The 13095-nt window shown below is 62.3% G+C and carries 12 protein-coding genes; 10 read left to right on the plus strand and 2 right to left on the minus strand.

Annotation, left to right across the window (positions count from 1 at the left end; genetic code table 11):
* Positions 1-130 precede the first annotated feature (130 nt).
* The 6 genes from AAC077_RS03525 (at position 131) to AAC077_RS03550 (ending at position 6881) form a co-directional block, all read left to right on the plus strand.
* Positions 131-886, plus strand: coding sequence for an HAD hydrolase-like protein (locus AAC077_RS03525; protein ID WP_339766555.1), 756 nt, complete (start codon positions 131-133; stop codon positions 884-886).
* A complete protein-coding gene (locus AAC077_RS03530) occupies positions 883-1809 on the plus strand; it encodes an ABC transporter permease (RefSeq protein WP_339766556.1) in 927 nt (308 codons plus the stop codon). The genes AAC077_RS03525 and AAC077_RS03530 overlap by 4 nt, the downstream gene beginning before the upstream one ends.
* 12 nt (positions 1810-1821) lie before the next feature.
* Positions 1822-2694, plus strand: coding sequence for an ABC transporter permease (locus AAC077_RS03535; protein ID WP_339766557.1), 873 nt, complete (start codon positions 1822-1824; stop codon positions 2692-2694).
* 63 nt (positions 2695-2757) lie between these two features.
* Positions 2758-4311, plus strand: coding sequence for an ABC transporter substrate-binding protein (locus tag AAC077_RS03540; RefSeq protein WP_339766558.1), 1554 nt, complete (start codon positions 2758-2760; stop codon positions 4309-4311).
* A gap of 72 nt (positions 4312-4383) precedes the next feature.
* Positions 4384-5229, plus strand: a complete 846-nt coding sequence (locus AAC077_RS03545; protein WP_339766560.1) for a metallophosphoesterase — start codon at positions 4384-4386, stop codon at positions 5227-5229.
* On the plus strand, positions 5226-6881 hold the full coding sequence (locus tag AAC077_RS03550; protein WP_339766562.1) for an ABC transporter ATP-binding protein: 1656 nt from the start codon (positions 5226-5228) through the stop codon (positions 6879-6881). The genes AAC077_RS03545 and AAC077_RS03550 overlap by 4 nt, the downstream gene beginning before the upstream one ends.
* A 219-nt stretch (positions 6882-7100) precedes the next feature.
* Here AAC077_RS03550 and AAC077_RS03555 read toward each other — a convergent pair whose 3' ends face one another.
* Positions 7101-7670, minus strand: a complete 570-nt coding sequence (locus tag AAC077_RS03555) for a DUF882 domain-containing protein (protein ID WP_339766563.1) — start codon at positions 7668-7670, stop codon at positions 7101-7103.
* A gap of 316 nt (positions 7671-7986) precedes the next feature.
* On the opposite strand from AAC077_RS03555, the gene AAC077_RS03560 reads away from it, so the two are divergent.
* Genes AAC077_RS03560 through AAC077_RS03575 form a run of 4 tightly spaced genes read left to right on the plus strand, consistent with a single transcriptional unit; the run spans position 7987 to position 12246 of the window.
* Positions 7987-9594: a L,D-transpeptidase family protein gene (locus AAC077_RS03560; protein ID WP_339766565.1), complete on the plus strand. Its 1608-nt coding sequence runs from the start codon at positions 7987-7989 to the stop codon at positions 9592-9594.
* Positions 9595-9640: 46 nt separating this feature from the next.
* Positions 9641-10732 (plus strand): UDP-3-O-(3-hydroxymyristoyl)glucosamine N-acyltransferase, encoded by a 1092-nt coding sequence (lpxD, locus tag AAC077_RS03565; protein WP_339766567.1) that lies wholly within the window; start codon positions 9641-9643, stop codon positions 10730-10732.
* 39 nt (positions 10733-10771) lie between these two features.
* Positions 10772-11038, plus strand: coding sequence for a phosphopantetheine-binding protein (locus AAC077_RS03570; protein WP_028956591.1), 267 nt, complete (start codon positions 10772-10774; stop codon positions 11036-11038).
* Positions 11035-12246 carry a beta-ketoacyl-[acyl-carrier-protein] synthase family protein gene (locus tag AAC077_RS03575; protein ID WP_339766583.1) on the plus strand — a complete coding sequence of 404 codons (1212 nt, stop codon included), beginning with the start codon at positions 11035-11037 and terminating at the stop codon, positions 12244-12246. The genes AAC077_RS03570 and AAC077_RS03575 overlap by 4 nt, the downstream gene beginning before the upstream one ends.
* Before the next feature lie 74 nt (positions 12247-12320).
* On the opposite strand, the gene AAC077_RS03580 is transcribed toward AAC077_RS03575, so the two are convergent.
* Complete coding sequence (locus AAC077_RS03580) at positions 12321-12986, minus strand: invasion associated locus B family protein (RefSeq protein WP_339766596.1); 666 nt, start codon at positions 12984-12986, stop codon at positions 12321-12323.
* Positions 12987-13095: the final 109 nt, after the last annotated feature.

Genomic DNA, 13095 nt, shown 5'->3' on the forward strand with positions numbered 1-13095 from the left:
CACGATTCCATACTGCGGGTTTGCTTAAACCTTAGCCTAGGTTTGCTTTGTTACAGGAACATCACACAACCCCGTCAAAGGTCGCCGCAGATGCGCGGCAGGTGCCCCGCACAAGACGGGAGACAGCCCCTTGGACGTTGCGACGACACTTTATCCGGTGGCCCATCGGTACACACGACTGGACGCGCGCGCCGTTGCAGATGCGCGCCTGGTGCTGTGCGATCTGGACGGTTGCCTGATTGCCCAGGGACGCCCTTTTGCCGAAACGGCGGATTTTGTGGCGGCCTGCGGTGACCGTCTGTGGATTGTGTCGAACGCCTCGGACAGCACCGCGCGCGCGATGTCGCGGCAACTGGCGGGTTTGGGGCTTGCGGTTCCGGCAGCGCGTATCTTGCTGGCGGGCGAGACGATGCTGGAACATCTGGCCCATGTGGAAAACATCCGCCGCGCCCGTGTGTTTGCCAGCGCCGCGTTGATCGCCCGCGCGGTTGAACTGGGCATCGACCCCACGGCCGACGTGCCGCAAGCGGTGCTCCTGTGCCGCGACGCCAGTGTGACGGTGGACACCATGGGGCCGATCCTGACGCAGGTCGGGCAGGGCGCACCGCTGTGGGTGTCCAACGAAGACCTGTCGCACCCCGGACATGACACCCGGCCCGTCGCGGAAACCGGCGCATTGCTGGCGGCATTGCGGGCGATCCAACCGGAACTGGAATGGCGCAGTCTGGGCAAACCCGACCCGATGATGCTGACCATGGCGCTGACGCGCAGCGGTGTGTCCGCGCAGGACGCTGTCTTTGTCGGGGACAATGTCCTGACCGACGGGGCCGCCGCCGCAGCCCTGAACATGCCCTTCGTCCATATTCAAAGGAGCATCATCCAATGATCCCTTATCTGATCCGTGTCGCGATAAAATCGGTGGTGACGTTGTTCGCCATCGCCACGATCACCTTTATCGCCACCCGCCTGTCCGGCAACCCGATCGACACCTTTCTGGGCGACGGGCTGACCGAAGAGGGCCGTGCCGAACTGATCCGGTATTTCCAACTGGATGGCTCGTTGTGGCAGCAATACCTGGCGTTCTTGCGCGGTGCCGTGTCAGGCGAGTTCGGGCTAAGTTTTGTCGACCGGCGCCCCGTGACCGAAGTGGTCAGCGACCGGCTGTGGGCCTCGGGGCAGTTGTTGCTGGCCTCGGTCGGGTTCACCTTGCTGGTGGCGATCCCGCTGGGGATACTGGGCGCGATCTATCGCAAAAGCTGGATCGGCTCAGCGGTGATGATGGTGGCCTTTGCGGGATATGCGGTGCCGTCGTTCATTCTGGCCATCGTGATGGTGCTGGTCTTTTCCTACTGGCTCAACTGGCTGCCGGTGGTGGGCAACGGCAGCTTTGCCCATTTCATCATGCCGACCATCGCCATGTCGGGTGTGCTGATCGCGGCGCTGACGCGGTTTACCCGCAATGCCATGCTGGACGTGCTGGGGCAGGATTTCATCCGCACCGCACAGGCCAAGGGGCTGGGCGAGGCACGCGTGGTGCTGCGCCACGGGCTGGGCAACGCCGGTGTCACCGTCATTTCGGTGATCGGCTTGCAGGTTGCGGGGCTGGCCGCTGCGGGCAGTGTCGTGGTCGAAAGCATCTTTTCCTGGCCGGGCATTGGGCAGCTTTTGGTGAATGCCGCATTGGTGCGGGATTACCCCGTCTTGCAGTTCGGCGTGATCACCGTGGCCGTGGCTGTCGTCGCCATCAACGCCATCACGGACGTGTCCTATGCGCTGGCCGACCCGCGCATCCGGCTGGCCCGCAGTTAAGGAGCCCGTATCATGACAACGCTTGCAGATCCCGCCATCGCCCCGCGCCGCAAAGGCAGCACCGATTTCATCCAGAAAATTGCCATCGGGATTGCCATCCTGCTGTTCGCGCTGGCGGTGTCTGCGCCGTGGATCGTGCCCTTTGGCCCGCTGGATCAAAGCCTGCTGAGCCGTCTGCGCCCGCCGCTTGGATTTGAACGTTTCGCCACAGGTCATGTCGCGGGCACCGACGAGCTGGGCCGCGATGTGCTGTCGCGCAGTTTGTACGGGATGCGCCTGACGCTGACGCTGGCCTTTGCCGGTGCGCTGATCGGGCTGGTGATCGGCGGCACGCTGGGGCTGGTGGCCGGACTGCGCCGCGGCTGGGTCGAGGATGGGATTATGGCGCTGGTCGACATGCAGATCGCCATTCCCTTTACGCTGGTGGCGCTGCTGATCCTGTCGTTGCTGGGGTCGAACCTGACCGTGCTGGTGCTGGTTCTGGGCATCGCCGGATGGGAACAATACGCCCGCATCGTGCGCGCCGAGGTGCGCCGCCTGTCGGCACTGCCGTTCATCGAGGCGGCGTGGACCGCCGGGGCAGGGCCGGTCTACATCGCTTGCCGCCATGTGCTGCCCAACCTCGTGTCGCCCCTTGTGGTGCAGTTCACGCTGGCGCTGTCCAACATCGTGATCCTGGAAAGCACGCTTAGTTTTCTGGGCCTTGGCGTGCAGCCGCCACAGCCATCGCTTGGGTCGATGGTGGGGCTGGGCCGCGACTATATGCCGACCGCGCCGTGGATCGTGCTGGTGCCTGCCGCGCTGATCGTGGCGCTGACCTTTTCCGTGCAGATCATGGGCGACTGGCTGCGCGACCGCGCCGATGTCCGTCTGCGCGACCGATAACAACCCCAAAGAGCCGCGCACCAAGCGGCCGAACACACACATTGCAACCGAACCCTGGAGAACATGATGTTCCGACTGATGCTGACCACCGCCCTTGCCGTGCTGCCGCTGGCTGCCACCGCACAGGAAATCACCGTGGGTGCCGCCAACATGGCCCCGTACCTTGACCCCGGCCGCGACCATTCGAACGTGGGATCGCAGTTCTATTACAACAGCTTTGACACGCTGATCGACCGCGACCACACCAAGCTTGAGCCCGAATGGGTGCCTGCGCTGGCCACATCCTGGGAGCTGATCAGTCCTACTGTGATGGAACTGAAACTGCGCGATGGTGTCAAATTTCACAACGGCGACCCGATGACCGCCGACGACGTGATCTTTTCGCTGAACCGGATGATGCAGGCCACGTTCCCGCCCTATGTGGTGCGCGCCAAGGACCGTCTGGCCAACTTTCCCGAAGCCGAGAAGGTTGACGAGAGCACCATCCGCATCCACGCCAACCGCGAGGAACCGCTGTGGGAAACGCTGATCTCGCTGCAACAGGTCATGATCATTCCCGAAGCCTACACCAAGGCGCTGACCGGTGACCCAGACGTGGCCGAAGACAGCGATTTCGAGGCCTTTGCCCTCGCGCCCGTCGGCACCGGTCCTTACAAGATCGAAAGCTTTCAGCCGGGGGAAAAACTGGTCTGGACCCGTTTCGACGATTTCTGGGGTGAAAAGGCACCGCTGGAACGTGTGAACGTCGTGCAGATCGCAGAAACCGCCAGCCGCGTCACCGCGCTGAAAACCGGCGAGGCTGATATTGTCACCAACATCGCCCCCGACCAGCTGTCGCTGATCGACAATGATCCGGCGCTGAAAACCGCAGGGTCGGCCACGGCGCTGTTTCATGTGATGATCATGAACCAGAACCACCCCAAGCTGGAAGACCCGCGCATCCGTCAGGCGATGAGCCTGGCCATCGACCGCGACGCGCTGAACGAGGCATTGTGGCTGGGCAAGGCGATTGTGCCGTCGACCCATACGATGGCCGAAATGGGCGAACTGCACCAACCCGATCTGGTGACCTTCGAATATGACCCCGAGCGTGCCAAGGCGCTGTTGGCAGAAGCGGGCTATGACGGGTTCGAGATCACCTATGACACCGCACCCAGCTATTACACCAACGGCGTTCTGGCCGCGCAGGCGATCATGGAGATGTGGGCCGCTGTCGGCATCAACGGCAAGATCGTGGTCGGCGACAAATGGACCGGCAATTCGCCCGACCTGATGGCGCGCAACTGGTCGAACCCGATGTATTTCGCCGATCCCTTTGGCTCGTTCGGCGTGATGTGGGCGCCCGATGGCCCGTCGCAAAGCGAGGGGCGTTTCAACACCGACGAAGCCTATGCCAAGACATGGGACCGGTTCCGCTATTCCACCGATGTCGCCGTGCGCAAGGCGGCCTATGCCGAGCTGATGGAACGGGTGAAAGCTGACCCCGCCGTTCTGCCGCTGTACCGTCCCTTTGAAAGCTGGGGCATGAAAACCGCGATCAACTGGGCGCCGATGCCCGGCCATATCCCCTATGTTCTGGATTTCCGCGCAGGCAGCATTTCGCTGGCCGGAAGCTGACACCAGCAGGGCCGGGCGCGTGTTGCGCCCGGCCCGCCACCCTGATCCGCCATCCTTACAGGAGTGCTTTGCATGACCCGCATTGCCATCGTCACCGACATTCACCACGGCGCGCCGTCGCACACCAAACGGGGCGACACCGCGCTGGACCTGCTGGGCCAGTTTGCCGACTGGGCCAACGCGCAAAAGCCCGATCTGGTTCTGGATCTGGGCGACCGGATTTCCGACATCGACACCCAGACCGACCTGCGTCTGGAAGGCGAAGTGGCCGATGTGTTCGCCCGTTTGAACGCACCGGTTTACCACATCTGTGGCAACCATGACCGCGACCACCTGACCGTGGCCGAAAACGAAGAGATCCTTGGCGTCGATCTGCACAACCAGGTGATCGACCTGGGCGACTGGCAATTGGTCCTATGGCGGGCCGATGCCAAAATTCACCGCACCGCGCCGGACATCGGCTTTGACCTGCCGGAATCCGATCTTCTGTGGCTGTCCCACACGCTGCAACACGCCACCAAGCCGACGCTGATCGCCAGCCACGTGCCCTGTTCGGGTCACAGCCAGATCGGCAACTACTACTTCCAACGCAACGAAAGCCTGTCCACATACCCGCAAGCCGACCGCGTGCGCGAGGTGCTGGCACAGGCGCGTGTGCCGCTGGTCTGCATCGCGGGGCATGTGCACTGGAACACCGTCACCACCGTGGATGGCACGCCGCACATCACCCAGCAAAGCCTGACCGAAAGCTTTACCACCGCCGGCGAACCCGCGCGTGCGTGGGGGATGCTGGAACTGGGCGAAACGGTGCATTGGCAGGTCTTCGGCGATGACCCATTCGAGGCGCGCCTGACCCCGTCCAACCAACGCTGGACCGCCCCCCTGCAACCTTTCTTGTCCAAGCTGGCGGCGGAATGACCGTGATGCCCCCCAATCCACCCGTCCTTTCGGTGCGCGATCTGCGCGTGGCTTTTGGCACCACGCAGGCCGTGCACGGGCTGTCCTTTGACATCCACCGTGGCGAGACGCTGGCGCTGGTCGGTGAAAGCGGCTCTGGCAAAAGTGCCACGGCACTGTCGATCCTGCGTCTGATCGAACGCGAGGGCGGACGGATCGCGGGGGGCAGCATCCGCCTTGGCGGGGATCATCCCGCCGATATCACCACACTGCCCGCCGCCGCCCTGCGCCGGTTGCGCGGCGACCGTGTGGCGATGGTGTTTCAGGAACCGATGACATCGCTTAATCCGGTGATGACCATCGGTGCGCAAATCTGCGAAACGCTGACACTGCACCGTGGCCTGCGCGGAACGGCTGCGCGCGCGGCGGCACTGGCGGCACTGGAACGGGTCAAAGTGCCCGACCCGGCACAGCGTCTGGACCAATACCCGCACGAGCTGTCGGGTGGTCTGCGGCAGCGTGTGATGATCGCCATGGCGCTGACCTGCGACCCCGAAGTGCTGATCGCGGACGAACCGACAACGGCGCTGGACGTGACCACACAGGCCGAGATCCTCAAGCTGCTCGCGTCGCTGCAACGCGAAATGGGCATGGCGGTGCTGTTCATCACCCACGACCTTGGCGTGGTGTCCCAAATTGCCGACCGCGTCGTGGTGCTGAAAGATGGGGTGAAGGTCGAGGAAGGCTTTACCGCAGATCTGTTCGCCGCCCCCCGCGCGGATTACACCAAGGAACTGATGGCCGCCACGCCCCGTCTGGGCGCGGGCGCACCGGCGCCGCTGACTGACCCCGAACCGGTATTGCAGGTGCGTGGTCTGACCACCACCTATGGCGGCGGGTTGTTTTCAGGTGGCAGCGTCAAGGTGGCGGTACGCGATGTGTCGATCACGCTGGGACGCGGCGAAACGCTGGGGCTGGTGGGCGAATCCGGGTGCGGGAAATCCACGCTGGCGCGGTCGATCATGCGTCTGGTCGAGCCGTCAGCCGGCGCGATCACCCTGAGGGGCGCGCGCATCGACGGGCTGTCACGCGCGGCGTTGAAGTCGCACCGCGCCGGTATCCAGATGGTGTTTCAAGACCCCTATGCATCGCTGAACCCGCGCATGTCGATCCGCGACGTGGTGACCGAACCTGCCTTTCTGCACGGGATGGTGTCTGCAAAACAGCGCAGGGCGATGGCGTTAGAGCTGTTGGCGCGTGTCGGCCTGCCGGCCGATGCGGTGGACCGCTATCCGCACCAGTTCTCTGGCGGTCAGCGTCAGCGCATCTGCATCGCGCGCGCCCTGTCGGTGCGCCCGCAGATCATCGTCGCAGACGAGGCCGTGTCGGCGCTGGACGTGTCGAACGCGCGGCGGATCACCGACCTGATGGCCGACATCCAGCAGCGCGACGGCGTGTCGATGCTGTTTATCAGCCATGACATTGCCGTGGTCGAACGGGTCAGCCACCGCATCGCGGTCATGCTGAACGGCAGGATCGTGGAAACCGGCCCGACCAACCGCGTGCTGAACGATCCGCAGCATCCCTATACCAAGTTGCTGTTGTCCGCAGTGCCGCGCATGGACCGCGCCCGATTTGGCAAAGACCAAGCACGGACCTTGGCATCTGTGTGACTGTCGCGGGGCAGGGGCAGCCCCAACCTGACGCCTTGCAGAGAAACCTGGGCAAAAAATCATGGCAAGGGCGGAACCTTTGCCTGCGTGCCACGTTACATATTCAACTGCGCGACACTGCTTCTCTCATCCCCCGAGTTTCAAGCAGTCCCGCACCCGCGCAGCAAAAAGGGCGCCGACCCGGCGCCCTTTTTCGCAAATCTGCATGCAGGTGGCTGTTCAGCCGCCCCAGCTACGCACTGCGCCGCAATCCATGTGAACAAAGTTCGAGCCCGAGTACCGTCCGACGCCACCACCGTGGCAGGCCGACGCTGCCTTGGCCATCTGGTTGACCGACCGCGATGCCAGCCGAAGGTCAGCGGCCTGTCCACGCATGTGCAGCGAATTCTTAGCCACACCGCCGCTGCGCGACCGCAGCATGGCGTTGGTCTTGGGCGAACGGTAGCCCGACAACAACATGTAGGGTTCGTTCACGTCCATCAGGTTGTGGGCTGCGGCCATGATGTCCACGGTTCGCAGGTCCATCTTGACCACGTCGTCAGTGCGCCAGTCGCGCATGAAGTGGTTGATTTCCTTGAAGGCGTCGCTGATGTAGTCGCCTTCGATCCAATAGATCATATCAAGCCGCTCACCGGTGCGGCCCGAATACATTTTGATACGTCGGATGTCGCCCGCGCCGCGCAAAAAGCCGGCTGCGTTGGCGAAAGTGGGTGCTGCAACAACTGTGGTTGCCGCGAATGCGCCCAAAAGAGCGCGGCGGGTCATACCCGTAGAGCGATTGTCATTCATGATTCTGCGCGTCCCGTAGTTCTGCCTGACCGTGATGTTACACCGCCAATTTCATCTCATCCCCAGATGTGAGACCTGTATTACATAGCGAGAATCGTTAACCAAGTGCTGAATCCCGCCGGTTCCATCTATCAAGAGTTTTAGGCGAATTTTTGCGCATATTCGGGCATATGTGCTTTTTCGGCCCATGACCGATGCAAGCCAGCCGCAGGGGAGAAACTTATCCATTTTCCCGCGTAAAAGTGAGTGGACACCCCTATTGTAGACGTAGGAAAAACGTCATCAACAGTCTGCGACCATTCCAATTGGGGGAAATATGACGCTTACAGGCAACAGAATTTGGGCGGTCTTCGCTGCGCTGGCCACCATACTTACACTGTGGAGCGCACCGACGCCCGCAACCGCGCAGGTCACTGCGTTTAAACAGGCGGTGGCCGAAGGGGCTGCACGCGACAAGGACATCGCGGCCTTTTATCAGGCAAACGGCTACAAAAGCATCTGGACGGGCAACACGGGCCGCGAACGCAAACGCCGGGCCGAGCTGATCAAAGCGCTGAGCAACGCAGGCGACCACGGTCTGCCGGTGTCGCGCTATGACCCCCAAAGCCTGATGGCCAAGATGAAGGCGGCCAGATCACCCCGCGATCTGGGTCTGGTCGAGGTCGAGCTGAGCCGCGTGTTCCTGCAATATTCCCGCGACGTGCAAACCGGCGTTCTGGTGCCGTCGCGCATCGACAGCCGCATCGTGCGTCAGGTGCCTTACCGTGACCGCACGTCCTATCTGGTGAACTTCGTCAAATCCTCGCCTTCGGGTTTCCTCAAGGCGCTGCCGCCGAAAACCCAAGAATACACCGCGTTGATGAAAGAAAAGCTGCGGATGGAACGTTTGCTGGCCAAAGGCGGCTGGGGTCAGAAAGTGCCCGCGGCGTCGCTGAAACCCGGCCAGTCGGGCAATGCTGTCGTGATCATGCGCAACCGTCTTATGGCGATGGGTTTTCTGGACCGCACCGCATCACAGTCCTATGACGCAAAAATGACCGCAGCGGTGCAGCAGTTCCAACTGGCGCACGGGCTGGCCGCCGACGGTGTGGCCGGACAGACCACCATCGTTGAAATGAACCGCTCGGTGCAGGAACGTCTGCAATCCATCATCGTGGCGATGGAGCGTGAACGCTGGGTGAACCAGGAACGCGGCCGCCGTCATATTCTGGTGAACATCCCCGATTTCACCGCCAAGGTTGTCGACAACGGCAAGGTCACCTTTGAAACCCGTTCGGTTGTGGGGGCCACCAACTCCGACCGTCCGACGCCCGAGTTTTCGGATGTCATGGAATTCATGGTCATCAATCCCAGCTGGTATGTCCCGCGCTCGATCGTGACCAAGGAATACCTGCCCGCACTGCAACGCAATCCCAATGCGGTCAGCCACATCGAGATCACCGACAGCAAAGGCCGCAAGGTCAACCGTGGCGCGGTGAACTTCAGCCAGTACACGGCGCGCACCTTTCCGTTTGCAATGCGTCAGCCGCCCAGCAAGGGCAACGCGCTGGGTCTGGTGAAATTCATGTTCCCGAACCAGTACAACATCTACCTGCACGACACGCCGTCCAAGAACCTGTTTGCCCGCGAATCCCGTGCATTCAGCCATGGGTGTGTGCGGCTGGCCGATCCGTTCGACTTTGCCTATACGCTGCTGGCCAAACAGACGAGCGACCCCAAGGGGTTGTTCCAGTCGAAACTGGCCACAGGCCGCGAGCAGACGGTGACGCTGGACCAGCCGGTGCCGGTGCACCTGATCTATCGCACAGCCTTCACCACGCCCAAGGGCCACACCCAGTACCGCCGCGATGTCTATGGTCGCGACGCCAAGATCTGGAACGCCCTGTCACAGGCAGGGGTGGCCTTGCGCGCGGTTCAAGGGTAATTCGGACCCCAACTGGGGACAGTGTTCCCCGCAAAGGGGTACGCATATGTCTTATACGGTGAAAGAGATTGCAGCGGCGCTGGGGGCGGAGGCCTTTGGCGCCGTTGACCTTTTGATCGCGGGCGTGAACGAACCTGCACTGGCCACCGCCGATCAACTGGCGATGGCGACCTCGGCCAAATATGCCGAAAGCCTGTCGCAGGGCGCTGCGCGTGCCGCCGTGCTGTGGCAGGGGGCCGACTGGCAGGCGCTGGGGCTTGAGGCGGCGATCGTGCCTGCGCGGCCCCGCTTCGCCATGTCGGGGCTGACGCGGATGATGGACCGCGGGCAGGGGTTCGGCACCGGCATCCACCCCACGGCCGTGATTGATCCCACCGCCGAGATTGGCAACGACGTCAGCATCGGCCCACTGTCTGTGGTGATGGCAGGCGCGCGCATCGGCGCGGGCTCGGTCATTGGGCCGCAGTGTTTCATCGGCACACAGGCCGTGCTGGGGGCAGAGGCTTACTTGCGCGAACAGGTCAGCATCGGCGCCTATTGCCAGATCGGTGACCGCTTTATCGCGCAGCCGGGCGGGCGTGTTGGCCCTGACGGGTTTTCCTTTGTCACGCCCGAGGTGTCTGCCGCCGAACAGGCCCGCGCCACGCTGGGCGCAGACAACGACGCCAAGCCGCAGGCCTATGCACGCATCCATTCGCTGGGGGCTGTGATCATCGGGGATGACGTGGAACTGGGCGCGAATTCGACCATCGACAACGGCACCATCCGCGCCACCCGCATCGGCAACGGCACCAAGATCGACAACCAGGTACAGGTCGGCCACAACTGTGTCATCGGCAACGACACGCTGCTGTGCGCAGGTGTCGGCGTGGCCGGATCGACGGTGGTGGGCAACAACGTCGTCCTTGGCGGGATGACCGGCGTGGGCGACAATCTGACCATCGGCGACCGCGTGATTTGCGGCGGCGGCACCAAGGTTCTGTCCTCGGTTCCGGCGGGCCGCGTCATGCTGGGCTATCCCGCGACCAAGATGGAAACCCAACTGGAAACCTACAAGGCATTGCGCCGCCTGCCACGCCTGTTCCGCGATGTCGCGGCTTTGCAGAAAACAGTTTTAAAGTCGGACAACAGTGACTAAGTCTTTGCGCGAACCGTGGACCAAGTGGGGGACGACCATATGAGCGTCAAGGACAAGGTTATCGCAATTATCGCTGAACAGGCTGTGCTGGAGCCGTCCGATGTGACGATGGACAGCACGCTGGAAAGCCTTGGCATCGACAGCCTGGGGCTGGTCGAAAGCATCTTTGCCATCGAGGAAGAATTCGACATTTCCGTACCCTTCAACGCCAACGATCCCAGCGAAAGCGATTTCGACATTTCGACCGTCGCGTCGATTGTCGCAGGCATAGAAAAGCTGATGGCGGAGCAAAAGGACACCGTATGAAACGGGTTGTCATCACGGGCGCAGGCACCGTGAACGCGCTGGGGCACAACGTGGCCGACACGCTTGCGGCCATGCGCGAAGGGCGCTGTGGCATTGGCGAGCTTGAATTTCAGGACGTGGACCGGCTGGCCATCCGCATCGGCGGGCAAGTCCGCGGGTTCGAGGCCGAGGGGCTGTACAACCGCCAACAGATGAGCCTGTATGACCGGTTCACGCAGTTTACGCTGGCCGCCGCGAACGAGGCGATCACCCAGTCCGGTCTGACCTTCAGCGGCGAACTGTCGGCAAAATCCGGCGTGGTGCTGGGCACGGCGGGTGGCGGCGTCAGCACCTGGGATGCGAATTATCGCAGCGTCTACGAAGAGGGCAAGAACCGCGTGCACCCCTTTGTGGTGCCCAAGCTGATGAACAACGCCGCCGCCAGCCACGTCAGCATTGAATATAATCTCAAGGGGCCGTCGTTCACCGTGTCGACGGCCTGTGCGTCGTCCAATCACGCGATGGCGCAGGCGTTCCAGATGGTGCGCACCGGTATGGCGCCTGCGATGGTCACGGGCGGATCAGAATCCATGCTGTGCTTTGGCGGGGTAAAGGCGTGGGAAGGATTGCGGGTGATGTCACGCGATGCGTGCCGCCCGTTTTCGGCCAACCGCAACGGCATGGTGCAGGGCGAGGGCGCAGGGGTGTTCGTGTTCGAAGAACTGGAACACGCGCGCAAACGCGGCGCCGACATCCTGTGCGAGGTGGCAGGCTTTGCCATGTCCTCGGACGCCAGCGACATCGTCATGCCATCCAAGAACGGGGCGGCGCGGGCCATGGCGGGTGCGCTGGCCGATGCCAGGCTGAACGCAAGCGAAGTGGGCTACATCAACGCCCACGGCACCGGAACAGCGGCCAACGACAAGACCGAATGCGCCGCCGTGGCGGATGTGTTCGGTCAACACGCCGACAAGCTGATGATTTCCTCGACCAAATCGATGCACGGCCACCTGATCGGCGGCACAGGTGCGGTCGAGCTGTTGGCCTGCATCATGGCGCTGCGCGACGGGGTCATTGCGCCCACCATCGGCTATGAAGAACCCGATCCCGAATGTGCGCTGGACGTGGTCCCGAACGAGGCCCGCGATGCATCTGTTGATGTGGTGTTGTCCAACGCCTTTGCCTTTGGTGGCATGAATGCTGTGCTGGCCATGCGCAAATTCGCGTAGCCTTCACCGATGCCCAAAGCAAAAGGCCGCGCCCCATCGGGAACGCGGCCTTTTTCATACCACTGCGGTTTGGATTATTGTTCAATCACCGACGATTTGTCGAAGCTTGCAGTAAACCCGTCCAGCGACATCGACAGTTCAACCTTTTGATCAGGTGCAAGGGCAGGGACGATTGTGATCGTAGCCTTGGCACCGCGCTTGAACGCGGCGACATCCTCGGCCACCAGACCGATGCGGGCATAGCAGCCAACGGGGTTGCAGAACGCGTAAGGATAGGCGCGGGCCTTGCCGCCATCGACCGCCAGCCTGATCTGTGCGGGCAACGAGGTTTCCAGCGGCACGACGATTGTTGCACCGGCGACAGCCTTGCCACCCTCTGGCAGACGGAACAGCGAGAATTCGGCAACCGGCGCGCCCTGACCGTCATCCAGAAGCTGATACATCTGGCAGGGGTCATTTTCTTCTTCGGTCTTGATGCAGCGCATTTCAAACGCACCCACGGTTTCGGCAGTATAAGGTTTGCCCAGTTCGGGGTCGGCGTCGGCATCAGCGCCCAAGCTCAGTTGCGATTCAATCTCGGACGCGGTGCCGGATTGTGTTTCGACCTTGGGCGTGCCTGTCGCGTCGCCATCGGTTGCTGTTGTCTCGGGCGTTGTTGACGTGTCTTGGGCCAGAACAGCCACCGGCGCGGTCATTGCCAGCGCGGCTGTCAGCATCAGTGTTTTGATCGAATATGACATCTTAACTTCCAGACTTGATTGCGTTGCGATTCACGTAGCACGCACATGCAGCCCTGTCAGGGGCCAGCGCATTGAAATGTGGTGGTTTCAGGCAAATTCCCGCCGTTTT

Origin of the sequence: uncultured Pseudosulfitobacter sp., assembly GCF_963976325.1 — a bacterium.
Taxonomy (GTDB): Bacteria; Pseudomonadota; Alphaproteobacteria; order Rhodobacterales; family Rhodobacteraceae; genus Pseudosulfitobacter.